Genomic DNA, 24,655 nt, shown 5'->3' with positions numbered 1-24,655 from the left:
GTTCAGCGCCCGGAGCGGACGCCGCGTCGGTTCTGCGCCAAGGCATGGCGGCGGGCCTCGCCGGCGCAGACCTGGGCGACGAAGTCGTGACCGTCGCTCTCGGCCAGCATCCGGCCGGCGGCGCGGATGATCGCGCACAGCATCGGCTTGCGCGGCCCGCAGGCGCGGACGGCCTGGTCGACGGCGCCCTCGGCGACCTCGTCCTGCAGCGAGCTCACCCGCCCTGGTCCGCCAGAACGGCCTGGCCGGCGGCCGTCAGGCTGATCCGGCACGGGCGGCCGCCGATACGCTCGACCAGGCCCAGCAAGCGTCCAGCCTGGGCGCGATCACTGCCGGCCGACAGGCTGACGGCCATCTCGTCGGCGAGGTCCGCCAGGGTCAGCGGGCCGTCGGCCAGGGCCTCCAGCACCGCCAGCACCTTGGCCGGCACGACGGGCTCGTCCGGCAGGACGCCGAACAGGCGGGTGCGGATCGCCTCGGACAGGGCGTAGCGGTCGGGGCGCGGGTCGCCCATCAGCAGGCCGGTGAGGATGGCGCGCGGCGGCCGGCGATCGGACTCGGTGCGGCGCGCGGTATAGGCGTGGAAAGGCGCATGACCGGCCTGACCGGTCGCGTGGATCGGAATCATCTGAAGCTTCCTGCGGCTGGAGCCGATGGATTGGGGGATCTGGTGCGGAAGCCGCCTGGCTCGCGTCGCCGAGGCGGAACTTCCGGAATATCCAATTTGTACCAAATACAAATTTGCATGGCAAGCAAATTCTGTGTTTAATGGCTGGACATTCCCCCTTTCGCTCCTCCGTGGGATTTGCATGACACCCGACCGGCAGGCCAAGGCGCAGCGGCGCGCGAAGACCTTCATCCGCGCCTGGCGCAAGCACCGCGACATGAACCTGGAACAGGCGGTCGAACGCCTGGAGCTCGAGGTCGGCTATCCCTATTCGCTAGCTCAGCTGTCGCGCGTCGAGCGCGGCGAGACCGGCTATTCGCAGGACCTGCTGGAAGCCCTGGCCACCATCTATCGCTGCGAGCCGGCCGACCTGATTATGCGCGATCCGGCGGCGTCCGAAGCGATCTGGTCGATCTGGGACCAGCTCCAGCCCGTTCAGCGGCTGCAACTGGTCGAGATCGGTCAAACCCTTAAGAAGGTGGGATAATTTCCATCTAGTCCAGCGCCAGGATCTCGCCCCGGCGCGCGATCAGCAGCGGCCTGCCCCAGAGGCCCGACAGTGGCTCACCGCGTACGCGATACAGCGCCACGCCCGACGATCGCCGGGCCAGGACCTCCATCTCACGCCGCGCATCCTCCTCGAAATAGCACTCCCTGACCTCGGTCGGCGCGAGCGTTCCGCTCCGCCTTCCGAAGGCCTGCACGCAGAAACGCGTTACCGAGAACACGACAACCTCCGCCTTCAACACCCCTACTCTGCACGCCTCCACGGCGTGAGTCGATCGGTCGCGGCGGCGCATACGTCCGAGTCTGACGTGTGTTAATTTTTGCACTGAAAGCAAATTTTCACGGCGCATCGCCATTTGCGTGGAATGCAAATCATCGGCGCACCCCGTCGCACGCTTTACGCGCGAACTCTAAAGATATACAACTATAACAAGTTATTTGGATCGATACACGAATAGAGAGCCACCCCGCACCCATCCCGTTGGAGGACAGACGATGAGCAAATGGCATCCCGTCGTCGCGAAGCTGCAGAAGCTGATCAAGGACAACGGCTGGGAGGCGCGGTTCGAGAAGGCCGTCGCCCAGGCTCGCGCATGGAACATCCCGCAGCTGGCCGACCTGAAGGACCTCGAGAGCTACTACGTCTTCATCAACGACTTCCTGCGCTGGGTTCCTAGCGAGAACGAGCCCGGTCGCGAGGTCTACAACAAGCTCTGCAAGTTCTACTTCGTGCTGGACCAGGGGGCGGTGATCGAGCTGCAGAACAAGGTCGTCCCGCGCGACAAGGCCCCGCCGCTGACGCCGCTGTCGGCCTGGCTGGTCGAATACGCCGACAGCCTGGGCGCCTTCCTCGACACGCCGGAATCCCTGACGCCGCAGTCGCTGGAGACCTTCCGCAAGTCGCCGAACTACAATCTGGGCGACTACATCGAGCCGCACGGCGGCTGGAAGACCTTCAACCAGTTCTTCGCCCGCAACTTCAAGCCGGGCTACCGGCCGGTGGCGGCGATCGCCGACCAGCGGGTCATCGTCTCGCCCGCCGACTCCACCTTCGCCGGCCAGTGGGAGATCCGCACCGACAGCCACGTGACGGTCAAGAACCTGCACTGGAAGATCGAGGAGCTGATGGAGGGCAGCCCCTACAAGGACCGCTTCAAGAACGGCATGTTCATGCACGCCTTCCTGGGTCCCAACGACTACCACCGCCAGCACGCCCCGGTCGGCGGCACGGTGCTGGAGGCCCGCGTCATCCCCGGCCAGGTCTATCTGGAGGTCGTCGCCGAGCCCGTCGACGGCCAGAGCGGCGTGCACAAGCTCAAGCCCCTGCGCGCCTTCGACGCCCCGGACGCGGCCGGCTACCAATTCGCCCAGGCCCGCGGCCTGATCGTGCTGGACACCCCGATCGGCCTGGTCGCCGTGCTGCCGATCGGCATGTGCCAGGTCTCGTCGGTGATCGTCACCGCCGAGGTCGGCGTCACCGTCCGCAAGGGCGAGGAACTGTCCTACTTCCAGTTCGGCGGCTCGGACATCATCGTGCTGTTCGAGGCCAAGAGTAACGTCAGCTTCGTCGCCCAGCCGAACGTCCACTACAAGACGGGCGTGAAGATCGCGGACGCCTATCCCGTGGTGTGAGACGGCAAATTCGTAGTGATCCTCTTCCCCATCCCGGGCGCACGTTGAGTTGCGGCGCACGGCGAGAAGCCGCTAAGGTCGAGCTTAGTTGCCACTAGCTTGAGACCGCTTTGGGGGCGGCAAGGGGAGCTTACGATGCCTAGGAATCAGTTCTGGACCGCAGGTGATGCCGCGGCCACCGTCGGACTTTCGTCTTGGAACTTCCCGGACGCAAATCTCTCCTTCACATACGACCCCAAGGGCACCGTATACGACGCCATCGGCACGATCTCCGGCCAGTTCACGTCGGGCGAGGTTATCGACTATATCAACGTCAATCTTACGGCCGGCTCGAGCTATACCTTCGTCGCCACCGGAAGCTATCAAGTCTCCATCGCGGTCTACGATGCTTATGGATATCTCCTGGTCTTCACCGATGGGGACGATATCGGGCTGTACGACAGCTATCCGACCGACTCCATCATCGATTTCAAGCCCGACTATACCGGCCAATACAAGCTTTCCATCTACTATCAGTACGTCACCACGACCGGGTCGTACGCCCTCTCCGGGGTCGCCGACTACGGCGCCAATGACCGCAACGACGGCGTTCCTCAGAATCCTCAAAACCCTCCGCCCGCTCAAGGCCTCAGCACGGCGCTGACCTCGATCCTGCGGGGCGGCACGGGCGGTCAGACCATCTCGAACGAGTACAGCGCCGGGACGATCACGTTCACCACCGCGGTGAGCAAGATCATTCAGCTCGCGGATTCCACGACGTCCGTGGCGTCCATGAGCTACCAGTTCTTCACGGGCCAGGTTCCAACGAAGGTCGGCATCGACTTCCTCGTTTCGCCGACCGGCGGCAACGCCAACAACTTGAACAGCGCCTACTACGCCCAGTTCGACACCGTGAACCGCTACATCAATTTCGCGGTCAATCTCGGCAAGAACGGCGAGGCCAAGGACAGCTTCGCGAAGACCTACGGCTCCCTGAGCCTCTTCGACGCCACCAAGCAAGCCTACAAGGAAATCTTCGGTGGGACGCCGACCGACGCCAAGGTCCACAGCCTAATCGACACGCGCGTGGACTATCTGGCCTCCTACGGCGGCGACGGCGCGAACGGCATCGGCACCAAGGCGGCGATGGTGGGCTTCCTCCTGGCCGCGGCGGCCACCGAGAATGTCGGCATCATCGCAAAATCGAATGATGCCTGGCTCATGGACCTGTCGGACGGCTCCGCGCCATTCCAGGTCAACCTCCTCGCCGCCGGCTGGGGCTACTACAAAGCCGACTTCATCTTCGGCGGATAACACCGACACGAAGGGTGATCGCCCGCTCGGAAAGCCGGGCGATCACCCAGGTTTTTCAATCTTATAAGGGAAGTTGGTAGGCCCGGAGGGACTCGAACCCCCAACCAGACCGTTATGAGCGGTCGGCTCTAACCATTGAGCTACAGGCCCGCGCGGATACGTGTGAGCGTATGCGAGAGCCGGCGAATAACATGAGCCGAACGCGGCTTAAAGCTCCGGTTCAGGTTGGGGCTGTCACCAAGGAACCCATAGCTGTCCGGCGGCGCTTTCCCTGCCCCGGACGGTCCTGGAGAAAAGAACGATGACCAACACCGCTCGCCGCCTGCCTTCGATCGTCCACACCTCGGCTTTGGCCGCCCTGATCGGCGGCGCGGTGCTGATGGGCGCCGCCGCCCCGGCCCTGGCTCAGACCAGCGCCGACTCGGCCTTCAAGGCCACGACCTTCAGCCTGTCGGCCTATGGCGAGACCCGCGTGGCGCCGGACATGGCCACCATCACCCTGGGCGTGCAGACCGAGGCCGCCACCGCCGGCGAGGCGCTGAAGGCCAACGGGACGCGCATGAACCAGGTGATGGCCGCGCTGAAGAAGGCCGGGATCGCCGAGCGCGACGTCCAGACCTCGAACCTGAACCTCAACGCCCAATATGCCTACGAGCAGAACCAGCCCCCTAAGCTGACCGGTTACCAGGCCTCGAACCAAGTGACGATCACGGTCCGCGACCTGGCCAAGCTGGGCGCGACGGTGGACGCCACGGTCGGCGCCGGCGCCAACACCGTCAACGGCATCAGCTTCGGCCTCACCAATCCACAGGCCGCCGAGGACGCCGCCCGTCTGGAGGCCGTGAAGGCCCTGCAGGCCAAGGCCGAGCTCTATGGCCGCGCCACCGGCTACAAGGCCGTGCGTCTGGTCAATCTGAGCGAAGGCGGCGGCTACCAGCCTCCGGTCGCGCCGATGCCGATGTTCGCCATGGCCAAGCGCGAGATGGCCGACTCGACCAGCATCGCGGCCGGTGAACTGAAGGTCCGCATCGACGTCAGCGCGACGTACGAAGCCGCCAAGTAAGCGCACGGAGCTAGCGCGCACGAAAAAGCCGCCGCCGGGATCCCGGCGGCGGCTTTGATGTCTCTAGAAGCCGGCCTTCTTGAAGGCGTGCTCCACGCGATCCTGGATCTCCAGGCCCGGCAGAGCCTTTTCGCCTTCCATGACCGCGACATAGGTCAGGCCGCGCGGCGACTTGCCTTCGCCGGTCGGCACCGGACCGATGGACCAGCCGACCGTGGCGCCGTTGGGCCCGCCGCTGGCGCAGCTGATGAACCGGGCCGGCTTGCCCAGATTGGCCTTCAGCAGCGTCTCGGCCGTGGTCTGCGCGCCGTCACAGGACGGCAGGTTGCGCGAACAGGTGATGTAGCCGCCGGCCCGCCAGACCAGCTTGCCCGCCGCGTCGGCGATCACCACGCAGGTCGAGGGCGAGCCGATCGACTTGCCGACCGCCTGGGTCAGGGCCGTCTCGTCCACGCCTTGCGGCAGCTTGGGCGAACAGGCCGACAGGCCGGCGGCGGCGAGAACAACGAGCGCCAGGCGCTTCATGCTCAGGCCGCCTTCTTGATCAGGTTGCCTTCGTCCAGCAGCACGACGGTCGGGGCGTAGTTGCGCGCCTCTTCCGCGGCCATCTGGCAGTAGGTGACGACGATCACCAGGTCGTTCTTCTGCACCAGGCGAGCGGCGGCGCCGTTGACGCCGATCACCTTCGAGCCGCGCGGGGCCTCGATGGCGTAGGTGGTGAAGCGGGCGCCGTTGGTGATGTTCAGCACGTCGACCTGCTCGTTCGGCAGGATGCCCGAGGCGTCCAGCAGGTCGCGGTCGATGGCGATCGAGCCTTCGTAGTCGAGGTCGGCCTGGGTCACCGTGGCGCGGTGCAGCTTGGCCTTGAGCATGGTGAGCAGCATGGCGGGGGAACTATCCCTTTGAACTAATGATGTTTTCAGGGCCGCCACACACAAGGCCCGGAAAGAGGTCAAGCCATATAGACACGAACCCGTGCGCGTTCAATCGCACCGCAGCATGGGACTAATGGTTAACAGCGCCACCTTTTCACGCTAGGGTTTCGCAGAACGCGGTTCTGTGGGGGATACCATGCGTTATGGACGATGGTGGGTGATGGCGGGAGCCGTCGCCGCGGCCATGGTCGCGGGGGCGACCTGGATCTCGACCGGCAAGGCCCAGACACGGGATGCGACCGGCGCGCCGATCCCCGGGACGGCGGCTGTCCGCCCTGGGATCGCCGCCCTCGTGGCGCGTCCGCGTAGTCGGGTGGACTGGCAAGGCGCCGTCGGCGGCCTGCGCCAGTCGGCCAATGTCGGCGAGAGCCTGGCGACCAATCTGAACCGCGAGCAGGTCGACCAGACCGCCGTGCCGATCCTATTGCCGCAGGACGCCAAGCTGACCGCCGGGGCGCGGATCTACAGCTTCGGCGACTACTACACGATCACCAGCAACACGGCCGGCGGCAGGGTCTCGCTGAGCGGCACGACCGCGACGGTGCCGATGCCGGCGTCCAAGCCGCTGAAGATCGAGACCGGGCCGGAGATGCTGACGGTCCAGCGCACGGTCGACGGCCAGTTGGCCAGCTTCGTGCGCTACGGGGTGCTCTACACCGTGGAGATCCGCTGCGACTCGGCCGGCGATCCGCGCTGCGCCGACGACAACTACGTGCTGGGCCTGGTCGGCAAGACCACGGCCGTGGTGATGGGCAAGGCCGCGCGGGAAGCCGCAGGGCTGGGAGGCTGACCATGCGCTTCTCCCCGCTCCTGCTGATCGCTCTGCTGGCCACGGCGCCGCTGACCGCCTGCGACGACACCACCAAGCCCAAGCCCCAAGGCGAGGCGCCCAAGCCGCCCTCGCCCGAACCGGGTCCGCCCCAGCCCGACGACACGCCGGCCGACGGCGGGGCCGAGCAGCCGTCCAGCGAGCCGGTGCCACCCAGCCCCGATCCCGCGCCGCAACCGGCCGAGCCGCCCGCGCCTTCACCGGCGACCTTCGACCACGCACCGGCGGGTGCGATCCCAACCGGCCAGGGTCCGGGCTACCTGGACCGCACGGTGTGGTCGCCAAACATGTGCTGGCCGCTGGCCGAGGCAGGCTTCCCCAACTCGCAGGTCTATGGTCCCGGCGGCGGCATGGGTCCGGCGGGCAAGCCCAGCCAGTGCGACACGCTGAACTACAGCCTGCCGTGGCATGACACCTTCTGCGAGGCCCGCTCGCGCGCCAATCCGCTGTGCGCGGGGGCCGGCACGGGTCACCAGGGTCAGGACATCCGCCCGGCCACCTGCAAGAAGAACGAGCACTGGGCCGTGGCCGCCGAGGCCGGCGTGATCTCCGATATCGGCACCTACACCGTCACGCTGATCGCCAAGGCCCAGCCGCACTACACCTACCGCTACCTGCACATGCAGATGTCGACCCTGGCGGTGAAGGAAGGCGACCAGGTCGCCAAGGGCCAGAAGCTGGGCAAGGTGTCGAACGACTTCGGCGGCACGCCCACGACCATCCACCTGCATTTCGAGCTGCGGGCCGGGGTGACGGGCACGACCACCGACGGCAAGGCCGTGGCGCTACAGACCTTCCTGCCGCCCTATCTGAGCCTGGCCGAGGCCTATCAGCGCAAGCTGAACGGCCAGGCCTGCGGGAGCTAGCCGACGGCCGACTTGAGGAAGGCGACCATGTCGGCGAACAGGGTCGACTTACCGCGGAACGGCCGCGACAGGGCCAGCACCGTGCCGGCGTGGTCCAGGCCCTCATAGTGCCGCTCCTCGACCTTGGCGCCCTTGTCGCGCAAGGCAGCCGCCAGCTTGCGGGTGTTGCGCGGACGGACCGTGGTGTCCTTGTCGCCGGTGGCCAGGAAGGCTGGCGGCGCATCGGCGCGGGCGTAGAGGGTCGGCTGGGTCGCCTCCAGATCGCTCGTCTCGCCGAAGGTCTGGCGCGTGATCGGACCGTCCAGCGGCAGGAAGGCGTAGGGCCCTGACAAGCCGGCGAACGCTTTGATCGTTCCCGGCTTCACACCGGCGGCCGCTAGGTAGCGAGGGTCCAGGGCCAGCATGGCGGCGTTGTAGGCGCCCGCCGAGTGGCCGATCAGGACGATGCGGCTGGGATCGCCGCCCAGCGCGGCGGCGTGATCGACTGCCCAGCGCACGGCCTGTGCGCCGTCATCGATGAAGCTCGGATAACGGACCTCCGGATACAGCCGATAGTCCGGGACCAAGGCCAGGAACCCCTGCGCGGCGATGGCCCGAGCGGCCCAGCCATAGTCCTGACGCCGGCCGCTGTCCCACGAGCCGCCGTAGAAGAAGATCGCCACCGGCGCGGGACCGTGGGCGACTGGCGGGGCGTAGACGTCGACGCCGCCGCGCGGTCCGTCGGCATAGCGCGCGCCCTTGTCCTCGACCTTGGCGGCGTCCTTGGGCGTGAAGGTCGCGAACAGCGACAGCGGCGAGCAGGCCGACGTCATCGCCGCGACTAGGGCGGCCAAGCCCACACGTCTCGTCACCGCTGTTCCCGCCACGCCGCGCCTCCGCCTTCGTTGTCCGCCAGAGCTACGAACGCGCCAGGGCCTTGGACGCTCACGGGCGGCCTTCGACCAGCTTGGCGATGGCGTCGAGATAGCCGGCGAAGGCCGCGCGACCGGCGTCGCTGAGCGCCACACGGGTCAGGGGCTTTCGGCCGACGAAGCTCTTGTCGATAGCCACGTAACCCGCCTCTTCCAGCTTGCGCAGATGGACCGACAGGTTGCCGTCGGTCAGCGACAGCCTCGCCTTCAAGGTGTTGAAGTCGGCGCTGCCGGCGCTGGACAGGAAGGCCATGATCCCCAGCCGCACGCGGCCGTGGATCACCTCGTCCAGGCGATCGATCTCGAAGTCGTCCACGTCAGCCGGCCGACCGGCGCGAGAGGGCTAGGCCCGGGACCAAGGCCAGTAGGTAGAGCGCGGCGGCATAGGCCAGCCAGACGCTGGTCGAGCCGATCAGCAGGCCCATGCCAATCGCCGCCGCGAACGAGGCCATGGCCACCAGCCGGATCCAGGCCAGCTTCGACACGCTGGCCGCCACCCACCAGGCCGCGCCGTACAGCACCAGGATGATCGAGGGCGCGAAGCCGATCAGCAGCCCGGTCTGGGCCTTCCAGCTGGCCACGCCCAAGGCCGCGAACAACACGAAGCAGCCGATGCCGACGCCGGTCCATACCTCGTGATAGGTGCGGTTGGCCGAGGACTCCGCGCCGGGCCGCTTGGCGACCTTGCCGATCAGCACGCCCTGGATCGCCAGGTGGACCGCGACAGTGAGCGCCCACAGCCCGAACAGCCACATCTTCGGAACGTCGACGACATCGGTCAGCACCAGCCACTGCACCAGGCTGGCCGTCCCGTAGCAGCCGCCGGCCGCGGCCAGCAGCGAGCCGCCCAGCAGCGGCGTGCGGGCGCCGTCCTCGGCCAGGGCGCGCAGGAAGGCGAGATCGTCGCGGATGGCCTTCACGTCGTCGGTCATGGCGAATCCTCCAAGGACGAGCCTCGCCACTTTGCGACTTAAAGCGCCGAGCGACTAGAGCTTGCCAGCCTAGAGCTTGAAAGCCCCGCTCTCGATCTTCGCGTGCAAGGCCTTGGTGATCTTCACATAGCCCTTGGCCGGATCGCGGAAGTACAGCGGGTCCTTGGTCTTGGCCGGGTCGAAGCCCTCGTTGACCAGGTCGATCTTGCGGTACTTGAAGGTGCCGGTGGTCTCGATCTGCTGCTGCAGGCGCACGAAGATCGGGCGGGCATAGCTGGGCAGCTGCTCGTCGACATGCTTGCCGAAGGCCTCGATGTCGAAGCCGTCTTCCACGACCAGCGCGGCCATGCCGGCCTTGCCGTCCAGGTCGCCGACCTTGACCCCGTAGACATTGACTTCCTGCACGCCCTCGAAGCTGGCGATGCGTTCGGACACCTCGCTGGTGGCGACGTTCTCGCCCTTCCAGCGGAAGGTGTCGCCGATGCGGTCGATGAAATAGATGTAGCCGTCGCCGTCGACCTTCATCAGGTCGCCGGTGCGGAACCAGGCGTCGCCCTTGGCGAAGACGTCGTGCAGGATCTTCTTCTCGGTCGCGGCCTTGTCGGCATAGCCGGTGTAGTTCGAGCGGGCGTCGGCGCCGATATGGCCGATGCATTCGCCGACCTCGCCGGGCGCGACCTCGATGCAGCAGCCGTTGGCGCTGCGGATCGGCGTCTCGGTCTCGACGTCGAACTTGACGATCCGGATGTTGAACTTCTTCTTCAGATAGCCCGGGATCCGGCCGATTGCGCCGCGCTTGCCGTCGAAGTTGAACAGCGAGACGTTGCCCTCGGTCGCGCCGTAGAACTCCAGCACGTCCCCGACCTTGAAGCGGTCCAGCATGTCGTTCCAGACGTCCGGACGCAGGCCGTTGCCGAAGATCATGCGGATCTTGTGGGCGCGCTCCAGCTCGTGTTCGGGCTGGTTGGCCAGGTAGCGGCACAGCTCGCCGATATAGACGAACATCGTGCAGTTCTCGGCGACGATCTCGGGCCAGAAATGGGTGGCCGAGAACTTCTTGCGCAGCACGATCGCGCCGCCGTTCAGCAGGCCCGCGCCCATGGCGCAGAGGCCGCCGGTGGCGTGGTACAGCGGCAGGGTCACATAGATCCGATCGGTCTCCTTCGAGCCCGTCGAGCCCGCGAAACCGCGCATGTAGAGCTGGGCGCGCATGTGGGTGATGCGCGCGGCCTTGGGCAGGCCCGTGGTGCCGCTGGTGAAGATGTAGAGCGCGGTGTCCTTGGCCACGATGCCGTCGCGGGCCGTCTCGCGGTCGGGACGCAGCTGGCTGCAGCTCTTCAGCGCCTTGACCAGGTCGCGCTGCTCGCCGGCCGCCGGGCCCAGCACCCACTGGTGCATGTGGCGCTCCAGCTGGCCCTTCACGTCCTCGAAGCAGGGCGAGGTCTCGGGATCGACGATGCAGTGCAGGGCCTGGGAGATGTTCAGGCAGTGCGCCAGGGCCGCGCCGGTCAGCTGGTTGTTGATCAGGGCCGTGGCCACGCCGACCTTGGTCAGGCCGTACCAGATCGCCAGATATTCCAGGCGATTGGGCATGAACAACGCCACCGTCTGGCCCTTCGTGATCCCCTGCCCCTTGGCCCAGTGGGCGTAGCGGTTGGCGATGGCGTCCAGCTCGGCATAGGTGACCGACTTGCCTTCGAAGGTGATGGCCTGGCGATCGCGCCACTTGTCCACCGCGGCTTCGAGGTCGTCACAGATCAGGTTGGGACTGTCGGGAGCGATCGACTTCACGCGCTTCAGCGTCCGGGAAAGCCCCTTCAAAAAACGGATTTCCCGCTTGATCTTCTGACGCAAACGCATTCGGCTCTCCCTTCAAACAACCATTGGAGAGCGCCGCGCGACGGGTCAAGCCGCCGCGCGCTGCATCGCAAACCTTTCAATGTTCGCTCAACCTGAACAGCGATCACTCAGGATCGCCGCTTCAACGGTTGATCGTCAGCCGGCAGCCAGACGACGCTGGTCGTCGCGGGCTGATTTCAGCTTTTCGGCCACCAAGAACGCCAGCTCCAGCGCCTGCTCACCGTTCAGGCGCGGATCGCAGTGCGTGTGGTAGCGGTCGGCGAGGTCCGTCTCCGAGACCGCGCGGGCGCCGCCCAGGCATTCGGTGACGTTCTGGCCGGTCATCTCTAGGTGGACGCCGCCCGGGTGGACGCCTTCGGATTGGGCAATCTCCACGAAGCTCTTCACTTCCGACAGGATGCGGTCGAACGGACGGGTCTTGTAGCCGGTCGAGGCCTTCAGCGTGTTGCCGTGCATCGGGTCGGTGGCCCAGACCACCGAACGGCCGGCCGACTTGGTGGCCTTCATCAGGCGCGGCAGGCGGTCGGCGATCTTGTCCGAGCCGAAGCGGCCGTACAGCGTCAGGCGGCCCGGTTCGTTGTTGGGGTTCAGCACGTCGATCAGGCGCAGGAGGTCGTCGCCCTCCATGGTCGGGCCGCACTTCAGGCCGATCGGGTTCTTCACGCCCTTCATGAATTCGATGTGCGCCCCGTCCAGCTGGCGGGTGCGCTCGCCGATCCACAGCAGGTGAGCGCTGGTGTCGTACCAGTCGCCCGAGGTGCTATCGACGCGGGTCATGGCTTCCTCGAAGCCCAGCAGCAGGGCCTCGTGGCTGGTGAAGAACTCCACCTGATGCATGCCCGGATGGCTCTGCGGCGTGACGCCGATCGCGGCCATGAAGGCCAGGCTCTCGGTGATCTTGTCCGACAGCTCGCGGTAGCGCGCGCCCTGCGGGCTGTCGCCGACGAAACCCAGGGTCCAGCGGTGGATGTTGTGCAGGTCGGCATAGCCGCCGTTGGCGAAGGCCCGCAGCAGGTTCAGGGTCGAGGCCGACTGGCCATAGGCCTTCAGCAGGCGGTCCGGATCCGGCACGCGCTCTTCGGCCGTGAAGTCCATGCCGTTGATGATGTCGCCGCGATAGGACGGCAGGGTCTCGTCACCGATCGTCTCGACCGGCTCGGAGCGCGGCTTGGCGAACTGGCCGGCGATGCGGCCCACCTTCACCACCGGCTTGCCACCGGCGAAGGTCAGCACCACCGCCATCTGCAGGATCAGGCGGAAGGTGTCGCGGATGTTGTCCGCGTGGAATTCCTTGAAGCTCTCGGCGCAGTCGCCGCCTTGCAGCAGGAACGCACGGCCCTCGGCAACGTCGCCCAGCAGGCTCTTCAGACGACGCGCCTCGCCGGCGAACACCAGCGGCGGCATCTGGCGAAGCGTCTGCTCGACCCGCTCGACCGCGCCCATGTCCGGATAATCCGTGGGCATGTGCTTGGCGGGCTTGGCTCTCCAGGCGGCGGGGGTCCAGCGGGCGGTCATGAGGCGGCTCGATAACTGAAAGGGCGGCGTAGATACCGCGAAAGGAACTAAAAGGCAAAATCGTGCGGCTGAACACCGTCGATCCGCCAAGCTGAGAAAAGTCGTAGTCGCGCTAACGCGGTGCGGCGCTCGATTTTTGCGCGATCAGGCAGCCGATGGCGGCGATGACGCCCAGGGCCAGCCACCACTCCTGCCAGACGCCGAAGCTCAAACCGCCGATCATCACGTACGCGGTCAGGGTCGCGGCGGCCATGGCCCCGTCGCGGCGGTTCTCGCCGGTCCAGGCCACGATCCGGTACAGCACCCAGGCGAAGAACGCCGCCGCCAGCGCCGCGCCCAGCGCGCCCAGCTCCAGCCAAAGCTGCAGGGCCGCGTTGTGGGTGTGCAGCGGGATGGCGTTGCCGAAGGTCCGGCTGGCGTCGATGCCCCAGCCACGCAGGGCATGTTCGGTGATCTGGTTGGCGGCGAAGGCCCAGATGTTCAGGCGCGCGTCCCAGGACGGCGGCGCCAGCTGATGCAGCCAGGCGAACAGGCCCGAGCGCACGCCCCACAGCACCACGATCGGGGCGAAGATGAACAGGGTCGAGACCGCCGGGATCATGCCGCGCACGAACGGCTTGCCGATGATCCGCGTGCCCAGCCAGGCCAGGCCGGCCATCAGGAAGGCCGCGCCCGAGGCGTCAGCGCTGGTGAAGTGCGATGCGGCCAGGATCATCAACGCCATGGTCGCGATCAGCACGTTGCGGCCCCGGAAGCCCCAGGCGTCCAGCAGACGCACGCAGGGCCAGAACAGCAGCACCAGCGGATAGACCGGCAGCGACACCTTCACGACCGCGAAGTCCGGCCGGATGGGGTCGTGGGTCGCGGCGCGGATCGCCTGGTAGATCTTGGCCTGCATCGCGGCGTCGACGAAGGTCAGCGCGGCCAGGGCGATCATGCCGAACAGCATCACCCGCCCGGCCAGACGCGCCGAGCGCTGCGACAGGGTCCCGAGCGTGGCGACGGCCGTGCCGTAGAGCCCCAGTTGCAGCACCAGCTTCAGGGCGGTGAAGGCGCCGACGTCCTTGTCGCGCTTCAACGCCGACAGGGCCGGCGCGGCCGGACTCCAATGCAGGCTGACCAGCGCCCACAGCACCATCAGCATCAGGGCGTACATCGGCAGCAGCGACGGGCGCGAGCGCGCCAGCCCCGGCGTGGCCAGCAGCCCGACCAGGGCCAGCAGCGGCGCGAAGCCGAGCGGCGCCAGGTAGCCGATCAGCGGCGTCATCACCATCAGGAAGACGGCGATGGCGCCCAGCCAACGCGTACGATGTTCAGCTGTCGCCAGCGTCATCCAACCCCGCCGACTTCGACCGGCACGTACTTCTCGCGCATCGTGACCAGTTCCTCGGCCAGGGTCGGGTGAACCGCGCAGGTGGAATCCCACTGCGCCTTGGTCACGCCCATCTTCACGGCGATGGCGGCCATCTGGATGATCTCTGGCGAGTCTGGGCCCACCACGTGGACGCCGACCACCTTCTGGTCGTCCTGCTTGACCACCAGCTTCATCAGGCAGCGATCCTGGCCGCCGTAGAAGGTGACCTTCATCGGACGGAACACCGAGCGGTAGATATCGACCGTTCCGAATTCATGGCGAGCTTCGGCCTCGGTCATGCCGACCGAACCGACCGGCGGCTGGCTGAACACCGCCGAGGCGACCAGCTCGTGATCGAAGGTGGTCGGGTTGTTGTAGAACTCGGTCTGGGCGAAGGCCGCGCCTTCGCGGATGGCCACCGGCGTCAGGTTGATGCGGTCAGTGACGTCGCCGACAGCCCAGATGCTGGGGACATTGGTCTTGGAGTGCGCGTCGACGGCGATCGCGCCCTTGTCGTTCAACTTCACCCCGGCCTTTTCCAGGCCAAGGCCCTGGACATAGGGCTCACGGCCGGTGGCGAACATCACCGCCTCGGTCTCGAAGGTCAGGTCGCTGGTCAGGGTGCTGAGCAGCGTGCCGTCTTCCTGCTTCTCGATGCTGGTGTGCGAGCAGCCCAGCACCACCTTGATGCCCTTCTTGCCCAGCTCGTCGGCCAGGTGCGAGCGGACGTCGTCGTCGAAGCCCCGCAGGATGTTGGCCCCGCGATAGAGCAGCGTCGTCTGCACGCCGAGGCCGGCGAAGATGCCGGCGAACTCGACGGCGATGTAGCCGCCGCCGACGACCATGATGCTCTTGGGGAGCTTCGGGATGTGGAAGGCCTCATCCGAGGTGATGCCGAACTGTGCGCCCGGGAAGTCCGGCTTCACCGGGCGGCCGCCCGTGGCGACCAGGATCTTCTTGGCGGTGTAGGTCCCGGCGTCCTTGCTGCCCTCCTTGGGCAGCACCTCGACGGTGTGGGCGTCGATGATCTGGGCGCGGCCGTGCAGCAGGTTGGCGCCGGCCTTCTGCAGGTTGGTGACGTAGATGCCCGACAGGCGGGCGATCTCGACGTCCTTGTCGTGGATGAAGCCCTTCCAGTCGAACTTGGCGCCCTCGATGGTCCAGCCATAGCCCTGGGCCGTCTTCAGCTGGCTGGTGACCTCGCTGGCATAGACCATGAACTTCTTGGGCACGCAGCCGCGGATCACGCAGGTGCCGCCGACCCGGTACTCCTCGGCCACGGCGACCTTGGCGCCGCTCATGGCGGCCAGGCGCGCCGCCCGCACGCCGCCCGAGCCGGCGCCGATGACGAAGAGATCGAAGTCGTAGTCAGCCACGATGGCCTCCGGATAGCTCTAGCTTTGGCGGCTTATGTAGGACGTCAGGGAACGAGGCGCACCACACCCTCGTCCGTGCCGATGAGAGCTTCATCGGCCAGATCGAGGAACAGACCGTGATCGACCACGCCGGTGACGCTCTTCAGGGCCGCGGCCAGGGCCGTCGGATCGGTGATCGCGCCCGAGGCCATGTCGTAGATCAGGTTGCCGCCGTCGGTGACCACCATGCCGCGATCGGCCTGGCGCAGGCGCGGCGGCGGCAAGTCGAACTCGGCGGCGATGTCGGCCAGACGCCAGCTGGTGTGGACGTGGCCGAAGCGGACCACCTCGATCGGCAGCGGGAACTTGCCCAGCACGTCGACCTTCTTGGCGGCGTCGGCGATCACGACGCAGCGGCTGGAGGCTTCCCAGACCAGCTTCTCGCGCAGCAGGGCCGCGCCGCCGCCCTTGATCAGGCTGAGGCCCGGACCGACCTCGTCGGCGCCGTCCACGGTCAGGTCGATGGTCTTGACGTCGTCCAGCGCCGCCAGCGGGATGCCCAGCTCGCGGGCCAGGGTGGCGGTGGCCTCGGACGTCGGCACGCCCCGGATGTCCTTCAGGCCGCGCGCCGCCAGCGCCTTGACGAACCAGGCGGCCGTCGAGCCGGTGCCCAGGCCCACCACCATGCCGCTCTCGACGAGTTCGGCGGCGGCTTCGCCCGAGATACGCTTCTGGTCGTCGGCGCTCATGAGTTGCCCTTCTTCTTGTCCTTGGCGGCTTGCTTGAGGGCGCGGAACTTCGTCGCCCAGCCCGCCTTGGTCTGCTGTTCCGGACGCGTCAGGGCCAGGGCCCCGTCCTCGACGTCCTTGGTGATCACCGAGCCCGAGCCCGTCATCGCCCCGTCGCCGATGCGCACCGGCGCGACCAGGGCGCTGTTGGAGCCGATGAAGGCGCCCTTGCCGACGTGGGTCTCGAACTTCTCGAAGCCGTCGTAATTGCAGAAGATCGTGCCGGCCCCAATGTTGGCCTTCTCGCCGACCGAGCCGTCGCCCAGATAGCTGAGGTGGTTGGCCTTGGCGCCCGCGCCGACCTTGACCTTCTTCACTTCGACGAAGTTGCCGATGTGGGCCTCGGGACCGATCTCGGCGCCCGGGCGCAGACGGGCATAGGGACCGATCAAAGCGCCCTCGCCCACGGTCGCGCCTTCCAGGTGGCTGAAGGCCTTGATCACCGCGCCCGTCGCCACATCGACACCGGGGCCGAAGACCACGAACTGCTCGACCACCGCGCCGCCGGCGATCTTGGTGTCCCACGACAGGTGGACGGTCTCGGGCGCGGGCATGGTCACGCCTTCGGTCAACAGGACGTTGCGGCGACCGCGCTGCCAGACGGCCTCGGCGGCGGCCAGCTCGGCCTGGGAGTTCACCCCCTGCACCGCCGGCTCGGGCGCGAAGGCCGCGCGGGTCGAGAGCTTGCGGTCATGGGCCAGGCCGACGACGTCGGTGAGATAGTACTCGCCTTTGCTGTTGTCGTTGCGGACGTCGGCCAGCAGGCTGAACAGGGTGGCGCGGTCGGCGGCCAGCACGCCGGAATTGCAGTGCTTGACCTGCTTGGTGGCGCTATCGGCGTCCTTCTCCTCGACGATGCGCAGCAGCACATGGCCTGGAGCGAGGATCAGGCGGCCATAGCCGGTCGGGTTGGCGGCCTCGAAGCCCAGAACCGCGACGTCGGTCCCGCTGGCCATCAGGTCGAACAGCGGCGCGATCACCCCGGCGGTGGTCAGCGGGCAGTCGGCATAGGTGACGACCACGTCGCCGTCGAAGTCGGCCAGGGCATCGCGGGCGGCCAGCACGGCGTGGCCGGTGCCCAGCGGCGGGTCCTGGATGACGGTGGCGTTCGGGCCGAGGCGCTTGCGGGCGGCCTCGCCGACCTGCGGGCTGTGCGCGCCGACCACGACGACGATCCGCTCGCAGTTCAGGCCCTCGGCCGCGTCGATGGCCAGGTCCATCAGCGTCCGGTTGGCCACCTTGTGCAGCACCTTGGGCGTCGGCGACTTCATCCGCGTACCCTGGCCGGCGGCCAGGATCACGGCGGCGCGCGGACGTGATGGGCTCGAAACGGAATCAGTCATGGACTGGCGACTCCCTGGGACGCTTCCAGCGTTGCATTAGCCGCCCAATTGGCGGAAAGGCCAGACCCATGAGCGAGCTTCATGACCTCAAAGGGGCGACCATCGCCTTCGATCTCGATGGAACCCTGGTCGACACCGCCCCCGACCTGGTCGGCGCGTTGAACACCATCCTGGCGCAGGAGGCCCTGCCGCCCCTGCCCTTCGACGAGGTGCGGCTGATGGTCGGGCGCGGAGCCCGGGCCCTGCTGGAGCGCGGCTTCGCCGCCGCCGGCGCGCCCATGGACGCCGAGCACGCCCCGTCGCTGGTCCAGCGCTTCATCGCCGTCTACCTGGAGCGCATCGCCGACGAGAGCGCGCCCTTCCCCGGCGTGGTCGAGGTGCTCACCGAACTGAAGGCCGCCGGCGCCAGGCTGGTGGTCTGCACCAACAAGCTGACCAACCTGTCGGTCGCCCTGCTGGACGCCGTCGGCCTGACGCCGTTCTTCGACGCGGTGATCGGCGCGGACATGGCTCCAGCTCCGAAGCCCGACGGCCGCCACGTGGCCGCCGCCGTGGCCGCTGTCGGCGGCGATCCTGCCCGCGCCGTCATGATCGGCGACAGCATCAACGACGCCCTCGGGGCCAAGAACGCCGGGGTCCCCAGCGTGCTGGTCTCGTTCGGCTACACGGAGGATCCGGTCGACACCCTGGGGGCCGATCTGGTCATCCACAGCTTTTTGGACGTGCCCCAGGCCTGTAAGTCGCTATTGGCCTCTTGCCCCGCGCCGAACACCAGATTATAGACCCCCTCCTCTCGCGGATCGGTCCCTCGCGGCCCGAACCGACAAGGCGGATGCTTAGCTCAGCGGGAGAGCACCTCGTTCACACCGAGGGGGTCGCAGGTTCAATCCCTGCAGCATCCACCATTCCTTCCAAGCTCGATGCGATTTGTTCAAACCGGACGTCCTGTCTTCCGGTAGCCTGCCGCCGCGCGTGATCCACGCGCCTGATCGGCAGGAAAGCGACATGGCCAAAGAGAACATCGCCGCGAAGTCCGGCGTCTTCCGGATCGGCGGCGAGATCGAGGTCCACCGCCTGGGCTTCGGCGCCATGCGCGTGACGGGTTCGGGCATCTGGGGTCCGCCGGCCGACCATGCCGAGGCCATCGCCGTCCTGCGCCGGCTGCCGGAGCTGGGGATCAACTTCATCGACACGGCCGACTCCTACGGCCCGTTCGTCAGCGAGGACCTGATCGCCGAGGCGCTGGCGCCCTATCCCGACATGGTGATCGCCACCAAGGGCGGCCTGACGCGCCCCGGCCCTGGCGTTTGGGCGCCGGTCGGCCGTCCGGAATATCTGCGCCAGTGCGTGATGATGAGCCTGCGCCGGCTCAAGCAGGACCAGATCGCCCTCTGGCAGCTGCACCGCATCGACCCGAAGGTCCCGCGCGACGAGCAGTTCGGCGTCATCGCCGAGATGATCGGCGAAGGCCTGATCCGTCACGCCGGCCTCAGCCAGGTCAGCGTCGAGGAGATCGAGGCCGCGCAGCGCCACTTCCCGGTCGCCACGGTCCAGAACCTCTACAATCTGACGGATCGTTCGAGCGAGGCGGTGCTGGAGCACTGCACGGCCAAGAACATTGGCTTCATCCCTTGGTACCCGCTCGCATCGGGCAGCCTGGCTCGGCCGGGCACTGCGCTGGACCACATCGTGCACGCGACCGGCGCCACGCCCAGCCAGGTGGCCCTGGCCTGGGTGCTGAAGCGCAGTCCGGTGATGCTGCCCATCCCTGGCACCGGCAAGGTCGCGCACCTGGACGACAACGCCCAAGCGGCGGCCCTGGAACTGTCGGACGAGGACTTCGCCGCCCTCGACCAACAGGCCCGCGCCGAGACCTAGCGGGTCTTCTGCAGCGCCTCCGGGGCCAGCGCCCTGGGGGTGAACCGCGCTTCGCGGACCGCGCCCTTGAAGTAGTCGACCTTGTTCATGCGCGCACCGATCGAGCTGCGGCCCTGGCCTTGCGGCGTGTAGGCGATATCGGCCTCGCCCTGCAGCTGGCCGTTGACGAACGCGCGATAGGTCTTGCCGTCATAGCTCTGGGCCACCCAGTACCAGGGGCCGACCGGGAAGGTCTTGTCCAGGAACAGCAGGGTCTGCTTGTAGCCGTTCCCCGTGACGAAGGCGTCCAGGCTCCAGGCGCCATCCTTGACCCGTATCTCGAACAGGATGCGCGTCACCGAAGGCGGCGCGCCGGGCGTCGGGTCTTCCTCGTTGAGGTGGAACCAGCGCTGGGCGAACGCGCCGCCGTCGGGACGGAACAGGGCCTCGAAGGTAAACTGGCCCATGCCGGCCAGCGGATGCTTGCCGATGACCAGGCGATCGTCGACGCCGTCGAACTGCACGGCCTTGCCATAGGGGCTGTCGACCAGGGTCGGGTCGCCCTCGACCGAGGTCTCCACGCCGCCGATGTTGGACAGGCGGTCGAAGACCCAGCGGGTCTGGCCGGGCTCCTCGCGCCGAGGCGCCGCGTGCGCGCAGCCGGCCATAAGGGCGGCGCCGCCGACCAGGACTTCACGTCGTCCGAAACCGCCCATCACTCTACTCCTCAAACCGGATTCCAGCCCGACATCAGCTTCGGGATCGTATAATTCCGCGCCTCCGCGGCCGAAAGCTGGCGGCGGCGCTTGGAAGGCTTGCCCGCGCCAGGGCCCTTGCTGGCGTATTCGAACAGGCGCGCATCCTCGGGCTGGTACATGGCCCGGCCGCCGCCCTTCAGATTGTAATGCATCGGATACCAGGCTTCCGGGACGATGTGGTCGTCCATCCAGCAGCGCACGAAGGCGGTGTGACCCACGGCGTCGGGATTGCCGTAGCGGCCGTCCGGGAAGCTCATGGTGTGCCGCCAGGGCCGGCCCAGCGCCATGGTGTGCTTGGGCATGTCTGCGTCGCGCGTCAGGCGGCAGTCGAGGAAGATCAGGCCGTAGGGCTGTTTCCGATCTGTGTCGGGCGCGGCGATGAAGCCGTGGAAGTCCTTGCCTGGCCGGGTGCGCGAGCGGATCTCGCAGTGGTCGAACACCGCGATCCCCATGCCGTAGATGAAGTCGACGCAGCCCGAGACGTAGCAGTTACGGAACACGCTGCGCCCGGCGTCGGTGAACAAGGTGTCCTGCCAGCCGGTCAGGGCCACGTCCTCGAAATAGGCCTTGTCCGAACCCTTGCCCAGCTTCAGCGCCGTGGCTTGTGCCCCGCTGGCGCCGGTGCGGTCGTAGTCGACCTCGGGCGGCATGTGGTGGGGGTAGTCGAAGTCGTTGGCGATGGTCATCCGCTCGGCCCGGAAGCCCGGCGCGGTGACGACCATGGTGGCGATCTCACTGGGACCGCCCGGACGGCGGCTGCCGGCATACTCGTCATAGACGATGGTGGTGGCCTTGCGGCCCTCGCCGATCAGCCAGACGTTCGGCTTGGTCACCGTCACCTTCTCGCGCCAGGTCCCGGCGGTGACGAGGATACGGAAGGGCCGCTCGCCCGAGGCCGGCGCGGCGTCCAGGGCCTCGGTCAGGGTGGCGTAGGTCTTGGCCCCACGTGCCTTGCCATCGGTCGAGACGACCGCGTCGAAGGCGGCGCGCTTGGGCGCGGCAAGAGCGGTATTGGCGGCGAGCGCCGCCGCGCCGGTCAGCAGCAGCGACCGGCGATCAAGAGACTTCATCATGTGAGAACCCTCGCGAAGCGAAACGGCGCGACCCGAAGGCCGCGCCGCGCATGAGGCTTAGAAGGTGTAGCGGAAGCCGGCGAAGAACTCGCGGCCCGTCTCGTGGTAGAACGACACCAGCTGGCTGCTGTCGTAGTACTGGTCCTGCACCTCGTTGGTCAGGTTCACCGCCTCCAGCGTGAAGGCCAGGTGCTTGTTCCAGGTGTAGGTCAGCGACGCATCGACGTTCAGCGTCGCCTTGGTGCCTTCCACGTCCGAACCGTTACGGCCCGGGATCTGCGTCAGGTACTTCGAGCGATAGGCCGCCGAGACGCGGCTGCTGATCTTCTTGTTCTCGAAGTAGAGCGTGGCGTTGTAGCTGTCCTTCGAGAGGTTGGTCAGCGGGCCGATGGCCGCCACCGCGCCAGTCGAGGACAGGTACGTCACGTTCGACGTCACGTGGGTGTAGTTGGCCAGGACACCGAACTTGTCGAACGGCGCCGGCAGGAAGGTGAAGGGCTGCTGGTAGTTGATCTCGAAGCCCTTCAGCGGACCGCCGGGCGTGTTGACCGAGGTGCTGAACTGCCAGACCGGCAGGCCCGGCGAGCAGCCCGGGGTGGTGCCGCAAGCCGCGACCGCCGCGCTGTCGGGCAGGCCGAAGGGGTTCTTGTCGAAGGTCGACAGCGGCGAGGTGAAGGTCTGAACGAAGGTCGAGATGTCCTTGTAGAAGTAGGCGAAGGACAGCAGACCGCCCGGCTGGAAGTACCACTCGACCGCGGCGTCGGCGGTCTTGGCGCGATACGGATCCAGGAACGGGTTGCCCGAGGTCACCGACTTGGTCGAGCCGGTGCCGATGTTCACGCCCGGGGTCAGCGAGCCCAGGTTCGGACGCGCCATGACCTTGGCGGCGCTGAAGCGCAGCAGGAGGTTGTCGGTCGGCTCGACGACCACGTTCGCGGCCGGCAGGAAGTCGTTATAGGACCGGGTCGCCGTGGTGGCCGAGATCGTCTGGTAGTTCACCCCGTTCACCGTGGACGGCACGACGCCATAGCCCAGCGCCTTCTGGCGGGTCTGGACGTAGCGGGCGCCGACATCGCCGCGCACCGGCACGCCGCCGATGTTCAGGTTGAAGTCGCCTTGGACGTAGCCGGTCGTGTCCCACTCATCGATCGTGTAGTTGCTGCCCAGGCTGGCCTCGCGGCCCAGGTTGTAGATGCCGCAGCCGCTGGTGAAGCAGCTCGAGCCGAACGGGCTGACCCAGACGGTGCCGGGCGTCGTGGTGACCGCCTTGCCGTAGCTGGGATCGTTCATGTGCAGAATGGCGTAGGCCTGCTGCACGTCCGGCGTGATCCACGAGGTGACGTTGCCGGTCGGCAGCTTCAGGTCACCGAAGTCGATGGTCTCGGCGTAGCTCGAGCGCGGGATGCCCTTCAGCTCGGCCGACGAGATCGGATTGATGTTCGTGGTCGTGCCGTTGGTCCGCGAGAAGGCCGCGCTCTCGACGCCATAGGCCTTGTAGGCCACGCCGCCCTTCAGCTTGAACGCATCGCTGAAGTCATAGGCCGCCTCGAACTGGCCGGTCTTGTAGCTGTTGTCGACATAGCCCTGGACCATGCGGATCTCGGCCAGGGTCCAGGCGTCGGCGTTGGTGGTGTTGCCCGTGCCGTACTTGATGGTCGGATAGGTGTCGCCGCCGCTATAGTCGAAGCTGTAGCCCTGGACGTTGTACTGGTCCCACTGGACCGTGTTCTGGACCGGGTTGGAGAAGGTCGACTTCGAGAAGCCCACGACGCCCGAGACCTTCAGCTTGTCGCCGAAGGTGTGCTCGCCCGTCAGGGTGAACTGCCGGAATTCGGTTTCCAGCTCGTCGTAGCGCTGCTCGGTCTTCAGGTCGACATTGTTCCAGACGCCCTTGGTCATGACCGGCAGGCCGGAGCGCGGCGAGGTCACCGTGTAGTTGACCACGTCGACTTCGTTGATGCCGCAGGTCGCCGGCGAGGTCGCCGTACAGGCGCCGGCCGTCTGCGGGGTGAAGGTCTCGAGGAAGTCCTCGTTCCGCTTGCCCTTGAAGTCGGCGTACAGCGCATCCAGCGAGAACAGGGTCTTGTCGTCCGGCTGCCATTGCAGCGAGCCGGTCATGCCCAGGCGCTTCTGCTGGTCATGGTACCAGTCGAAGCGCGGGATGCGGGGGTGGACCGCGCCATTGGCTTCGGCGCAGGCCGCCGCGTTGGTGGCGCAGGTCGCGCCGTTCACGCTGCGGAAGCCCGGAGCCGTGGCCGTGCCGCTCTGCCAGCGCACGGTGCTGGTGCCTTCGTCCAGCAGGTCGCGCTCGGAATAGGCGACCGAGAACAGCGCGCCGATCGTGTCGTCACGCCAGGTGTTGGAGATCAGCGCGGCGACCCGCGGCGAGGTTTTGCCGGCCTGGTCGTTGTAGCCCATCTTGCCCGAGGCGGCGAAGTTGAAGCCGCGCTTGTCGAACGGGTGGGCGGTGTTCAGGTCGACCGTCGCGCCCAGCGAGCCTTCCTCGGTCTGGGCCGAGGCGGTCTTCTGCACCGTGATGCGGTTGAAGAGGTCCGAGGCGAAGACGTTGAAGTCGAAGCCGCGGCTGCGGTTGGTGCCGCCCGAGGCGTCGGTGCCGCCCGAGGTGGTCAGGGCTTCCATGCCGTTGATGCGCACGCGGGTGAACTGCGGCCCGAGGCCACGCACCGAGATCTGACGGCCTTCCCCGGCGTCGCGGGCCAGGGCCACGCCCGGGATGCGCTGGATGGATTCCGAGAGGTTCAGGTCCGGGAACTTGGCCATGTCCTCGGCGTAGATGGCGTCGACCGCCGCCGCCGACTGGCGCTTCACGTTCAGGGCTTGCGCCAGGCTGTTGCGGAAGCCCGTGACGACCACCGCCTCGACGGTGTCATCGCCCGCCGGGGCCGGAGCGGCCTGCTGGGCTTGAGCCGCGCCTGCCGCCAGGGCGAACACGAGACCGGCGGCGCCTGTCAGCAGGCGTCCGCGCAGGGGAAAACTGTTGGATGAAGCCATAATTTTGTACCCTCCCAGGTTGGTGTTCTTTATGACACCGGTATCATTATCTTCACATGCTGCGATCGGTTTCCAAATTTTGCAAGCCCGCCAAGCGGAAAATGG

General features: G+C 67.1%; 25 protein-coding genes and 2 tRNA genes. 9 read left to right on the top strand and 18 right to left on the bottom strand.

Annotated features, from left to right (window positions below; translation table 11 throughout):
- Positions 1–2: 2 nt before the first annotated feature.
- On the bottom strand, positions 3–218 hold the full coding sequence (locus AC07NI_RS01555; protein ID WP_494615297.1) for a hypothetical protein: 216 nt from the start codon (positions 216–218) through the stop codon (positions 3–5).
- Positions 215–628, bottom strand: a complete 414-nt coding sequence (locus AC07NI_RS01550) for a hypothetical protein (protein ID WP_494615292.1) — start codon at positions 626–628, stop codon at positions 215–217. The genes AC07NI_RS01555 and AC07NI_RS01550 overlap by 4 nt, the downstream gene beginning before the upstream one ends.
- A 181-nt stretch (positions 629–809) precedes the next feature.
- Here AC07NI_RS01550 and AC07NI_RS01545 point away from each other — a divergent pair, with 181 nt between their 5' ends.
- A complete protein-coding gene (locus AC07NI_RS01545) occupies positions 810–1,154 on the top strand; it encodes a helix-turn-helix domain-containing protein (RefSeq protein ID WP_494615287.1) in 345 nt (114 codons plus the stop codon).
- Between the two features lie 7 nt (positions 1,155–1,161).
- On the opposite strand, the gene AC07NI_RS01540 is transcribed toward AC07NI_RS01545, so the two are convergent.
- Positions 1,162–1,287, bottom strand: coding sequence for a hypothetical protein (locus tag AC07NI_RS01540; RefSeq protein WP_494615283.1), 126 nt, complete (start codon positions 1,285–1,287; stop codon positions 1,162–1,164).
- 382 nt (positions 1,288–1,669) lie between these two features.
- Here AC07NI_RS01540 and AC07NI_RS01535 point away from each other — a divergent pair, with 382 nt between their 5' ends.
- Both AC07NI_RS01535 and AC07NI_RS01530 read left to right on the top strand, forming a co-directional pair.
- Positions 1,670–2,806 (top strand): phosphatidylserine decarboxylase, encoded by a 1,137-nt coding sequence (locus AC07NI_RS01535; protein ID WP_494615279.1) that lies wholly within the window; start codon positions 1,670–1,672, stop codon positions 2,804–2,806.
- A 135-nt stretch (positions 2,807–2,941) separates the two neighbouring features.
- A complete protein-coding gene (locus tag AC07NI_RS01530; RefSeq protein WP_494615273.1) occupies positions 2,942–4,099 on the top strand; it encodes a hypothetical protein in 1,158 nt (385 codons plus the stop codon).
- A 74-nt stretch (positions 4,100–4,173) separates the two neighbouring features.
- Here the strand turns inward: AC07NI_RS01530 and AC07NI_RS01525 are convergent.
- Positions 4,174–4,249, bottom strand: a tRNA-Ile gene (locus tag AC07NI_RS01525).
- Between the two features lie 151 nt (positions 4,250–4,400).
- On the opposite strand from AC07NI_RS01525, the gene AC07NI_RS01520 reads away from it, so the two are divergent.
- Positions 4,401–5,162 (top strand): SIMPL domain-containing protein, encoded by a 762-nt coding sequence (locus AC07NI_RS01520; protein ID WP_494615268.1) that lies wholly within the window; start codon positions 4,401–4,403, stop codon positions 5,160–5,162.
- 63 nt (positions 5,163–5,225) lie between these two features.
- Here the strand turns inward: AC07NI_RS01520 and AC07NI_RS01515 are convergent, their stop codons facing one another.
- Together AC07NI_RS01515 and panD are read right to left on the bottom strand one after the other, a co-directional pair.
- Entirely contained in the window at positions 5,226–5,687 is a 462-nt protein-coding gene (locus AC07NI_RS01515) for a hypothetical protein (protein WP_494615263.1), read from the bottom strand.
- A gap of 2 nt (positions 5,688–5,689) precedes the next feature.
- Positions 5,690–6,046 (bottom strand): aspartate 1-decarboxylase, encoded by a 357-nt coding sequence (panD, locus tag AC07NI_RS01510; protein WP_099576484.1) that lies wholly within the window; start codon positions 6,044–6,046, stop codon positions 5,690–5,692.
- A gap of 175 nt (positions 6,047–6,221) precedes the next feature.
- On the opposite strand from panD, the gene AC07NI_RS01505 reads away from it, so the two are divergent.
- Entirely contained in the window at positions 6,222–6,887 is a 666-nt protein-coding gene (locus AC07NI_RS01505) for a hypothetical protein (protein ID WP_494615255.1), read from the top strand.
- A gap of 2 nt (positions 6,888–6,889) precedes the next feature.
- Entirely contained in the window at positions 6,890–7,792 is a 903-nt protein-coding gene (locus AC07NI_RS01500) for a M23 family metallopeptidase (protein ID WP_494615247.1), read from the top strand.
- On the opposite strand, the gene AC07NI_RS01495 is transcribed toward AC07NI_RS01500, so the two are convergent.
- From AC07NI_RS01495 to glmU, 9 genes are all read right to left on the bottom strand, one after another.
- A complete protein-coding gene (locus AC07NI_RS01495; RefSeq protein ID WP_494618205.1) occupies positions 7,789–8,604 on the bottom strand; it encodes an alpha/beta hydrolase in 816 nt (271 codons plus the stop codon). The two genes, AC07NI_RS01500 and AC07NI_RS01495, sit on opposite strands and share 4 nt — an antisense overlap.
- A gap of 112 nt (positions 8,605–8,716) precedes the next feature.
- The gene (locus tag AC07NI_RS01490; RefSeq protein WP_494615244.1) at positions 8,717–9,019 is read right to left on the bottom strand and encodes a winged helix-turn-helix domain-containing protein; all 303 of its coding nucleotides are present in this window, start codon (positions 9,017–9,019) and stop codon (positions 8,717–8,719) included.
- Position 9,020: 1 nt separating this feature from the next.
- Entirely contained in the window at positions 9,021–9,635 is a 615-nt protein-coding gene (locus AC07NI_RS01485) for a hypothetical protein (RefSeq protein WP_494615239.1), read from the bottom strand.
- A gap of 69 nt (positions 9,636–9,704) precedes the next feature.
- Positions 9,705–11,495, bottom strand: coding sequence for a long-chain-acyl-CoA synthetase (locus AC07NI_RS01480; RefSeq protein ID WP_494615234.1), 1,791 nt, complete (start codon positions 11,493–11,495; stop codon positions 9,705–9,707).
- Between the two features lie 135 nt (positions 11,496–11,630).
- Positions 11,631–13,010, bottom strand: coding sequence for a class II 3-deoxy-7-phosphoheptulonate synthase (locus AC07NI_RS01475; protein ID WP_494615232.1), 1,380 nt, complete (start codon positions 13,008–13,010; stop codon positions 11,631–11,633).
- A gap of 112 nt (positions 13,011–13,122) precedes the next feature.
- Entirely contained in the window at positions 13,123–14,343 is a 1,221-nt protein-coding gene (locus AC07NI_RS01470; RefSeq protein ID WP_494615227.1) for an O-antigen ligase family protein, read from the bottom strand.
- Positions 14,340–15,740 carry a glutathione-disulfide reductase gene (gene gor / locus AC07NI_RS01465; RefSeq protein WP_494615224.1) on the bottom strand — a complete coding sequence of 467 codons (1,401 nt, stop codon included), beginning with the start codon at positions 15,738–15,740 and terminating at the stop codon, positions 14,340–14,342. The genes AC07NI_RS01470 and gor overlap by 4 nt, the downstream gene beginning before the upstream one ends.
- 44 nt (positions 15,741–15,784) lie before the next feature.
- Positions 15,785–16,468: a ribose-5-phosphate isomerase RpiA gene (gene rpiA / locus AC07NI_RS01460; protein WP_494615223.1), complete on the bottom strand. Its 684-nt coding sequence runs from the start codon at positions 16,466–16,468 to the stop codon at positions 15,785–15,787.
- Positions 16,465–17,850, bottom strand: a complete 1,386-nt coding sequence (gene glmU / locus AC07NI_RS01455) for a bifunctional UDP-N-acetylglucosamine diphosphorylase/glucosamine-1-phosphate N-acetyltransferase GlmU (protein ID WP_494615221.1) — start codon at positions 17,848–17,850, stop codon at positions 16,465–16,467. The genes rpiA and glmU overlap by 4 nt, the downstream gene beginning before the upstream one ends.
- 68 nt (positions 17,851–17,918) lie before the next feature.
- On the opposite strand from glmU, the gene AC07NI_RS01450 reads away from it, so the two are divergent.
- The 3 genes from AC07NI_RS01450 (at position 17,919) to AC07NI_RS01440 (ending at position 19,728) form a co-directional block, all read left to right on the top strand.
- Positions 17,919–18,632 carry a phosphoglycolate phosphatase gene (locus AC07NI_RS01450; protein ID WP_494615219.1) on the top strand — a complete coding sequence of 238 codons (714 nt, stop codon included), beginning with the start codon at positions 17,919–17,921 and terminating at the stop codon, positions 18,630–18,632.
- A 48-nt stretch (positions 18,633–18,680) separates the two neighbouring features.
- A tRNA-Val gene (locus tag AC07NI_RS01445) sits at positions 18,681–18,755 on the top strand.
- A gap of 100 nt (positions 18,756–18,855) precedes the next feature.
- Positions 18,856–19,728 (top strand): aldo/keto reductase, encoded by an 873-nt coding sequence (locus AC07NI_RS01440; RefSeq protein WP_494615216.1) that lies wholly within the window; start codon positions 18,856–18,858, stop codon positions 19,726–19,728.
- Here the strand turns inward: AC07NI_RS01440 and AC07NI_RS01435 are convergent.
- From AC07NI_RS01435 to AC07NI_RS01425, 3 genes are read right to left on the bottom strand one after another with little or no spacing between them, the layout of a single operon-like run.
- Positions 19,725–20,423: a LamG-like jellyroll fold domain-containing protein gene (locus tag AC07NI_RS01435; protein ID WP_494615213.1), complete on the bottom strand. Its 699-nt coding sequence runs from the start codon at positions 20,421–20,423 to the stop codon at positions 19,725–19,727. The genes AC07NI_RS01440 and AC07NI_RS01435 overlap by 4 nt on opposite strands.
- Before the next feature lie 11 nt (positions 20,424–20,434).
- Positions 20,435–21,538: a pectinesterase family protein gene (locus tag AC07NI_RS01430; RefSeq protein WP_494615210.1), complete on the bottom strand. Its 1,104-nt coding sequence runs from the start codon at positions 21,536–21,538 to the stop codon at positions 20,435–20,437.
- Between the two features lie 57 nt (positions 21,539–21,595).
- Positions 21,596–24,550: a TonB-dependent receptor gene (locus AC07NI_RS01425; protein ID WP_494615208.1), complete on the bottom strand. Its 2,955-nt coding sequence runs from the start codon at positions 24,548–24,550 to the stop codon at positions 21,596–21,598.
- Between the last annotated feature and the right edge of the window lie 105 nt (positions 24,551–24,655).

The sequence above is a fragment of the Caulobacter sp. GW821-FHT10E02 genome (genome assembly GCF_059415225.1).
The sequence above is the reverse complement of the archived record's forward strand: the minus strand, read 5'-3'. Positions and strand labels throughout refer to the sequence as shown.

Bases quoted from the DNA above. Each gene is read 5' to 3' on its own strand.
- AC07NI_RS01450 (WP_494615219.1), top strand. From the start codon at position 17,919: ATGAGCGAGCTTCATGACCTCAAAGGGGCGACCATCGCCTTCGATCTC.
- AC07NI_RS01440 (WP_494615216.1), top strand. From the start codon at position 18,856: ATGGCCAAAGAGAACATCGCCGCGAAGTCCGGCGTCTTCCGGATCGGC.
- AC07NI_RS01435 (WP_494615213.1), bottom strand. From the start codon at position 20,423: ATGGGCGGTTTCGGACGACGTGAAGTCCTGGTCGGCGGCGCCGCCCTT.
- AC07NI_RS01535 (WP_494615279.1), top strand. From the start codon at position 1,670: ATGAGCAAATGGCATCCCGTCGTCGCGAAGCTGCAGAAGCTGATCAAG.
- rpiA (WP_494615223.1), bottom strand. From the start codon at position 16,468: ATGAGCGCCGACGACCAGAAGCGTATCTCGGGCGAAGCCGCCGCCGAA.
- AC07NI_RS01550 (WP_494615292.1), bottom strand. From the start codon at position 628: ATGATTCCGATCCACGCGACCGGTCAGGCCGGTCATGCGCCTTTCCAC.
- AC07NI_RS01500 (WP_494615247.1), top strand. From the start codon at position 6,890: ATGCGCTTCTCCCCGCTCCTGCTGATCGCTCTGCTGGCCACGGCGCCG.
- AC07NI_RS01425 (WP_494615208.1), bottom strand. From the start codon at position 24,550: ATGGCTTCATCCAACAGTTTTCCCCTGCGCGGACGCCTGCTGACAGGC.
- panD (WP_099576484.1), bottom strand. From the start codon at position 6,046: ATGCTGCTCACCATGCTCAAGGCCAAGCTGCACCGCGCCACGGTGACC.
- AC07NI_RS01545 (WP_494615287.1), top strand. From the start codon at position 810: ATGACACCCGACCGGCAGGCCAAGGCGCAGCGGCGCGCGAAGACCTTC.
- AC07NI_RS01520 (WP_494615268.1), top strand. From the start codon at position 4,401: ATGACCAACACCGCTCGCCGCCTGCCTTCGATCGTCCACACCTCGGCT.
- glmU (WP_494615221.1), bottom strand. From the start codon at position 17,850: ATGACTGATTCCGTTTCGAGCCCATCACGTCCGCGCGCCGCCGTGATC.
- AC07NI_RS01530 (WP_494615273.1), top strand. From the start codon at position 2,942: ATGCCTAGGAATCAGTTCTGGACCGCAGGTGATGCCGCGGCCACCGTC.
- AC07NI_RS01470 (WP_494615227.1), bottom strand. From the start codon at position 14,343: ATGACGCTGGCGACAGCTGAACATCGTACGCGTTGGCTGGGCGCCATC.
- AC07NI_RS01475 (WP_494615232.1), bottom strand. From the start codon at position 13,010: ATGACCGCCCGCTGGACCCCCGCCGCCTGGAGAGCCAAGCCCGCCAAG.
- AC07NI_RS01495 (WP_494618205.1), bottom strand. From the start codon at position 8,604: ATGACGTCGGCCTGCTCGCCGCTGTCGCTGTTCGCGACCTTCACGCCC.
- AC07NI_RS01430 (WP_494615210.1), bottom strand. From the start codon at position 21,538: ATGATGAAGTCTCTTGATCGCCGGTCGCTGCTGCTGACCGGCGCGGCG.
- AC07NI_RS01485 (WP_494615239.1), bottom strand. From the start codon at position 9,635: ATGACCGACGACGTGAAGGCCATCCGCGACGATCTCGCCTTCCTGCGC.
- AC07NI_RS01480 (WP_494615234.1), bottom strand. From the start codon at position 11,495: ATGCGTTTGCGTCAGAAGATCAAGCGGGAAATCCGTTTTTTGAAGGGG.
- AC07NI_RS01540 (WP_494615283.1), bottom strand. From the start codon at position 1,287: ATGGAGGTCCTGGCCCGGCGATCGTCGGGCGTGGCGCTGTATCGCGTA.
- AC07NI_RS01515 (WP_494615263.1), bottom strand. From the start codon at position 5,687: ATGAAGCGCCTGGCGCTCGTTGTTCTCGCCGCCGCCGGCCTGTCGGCC.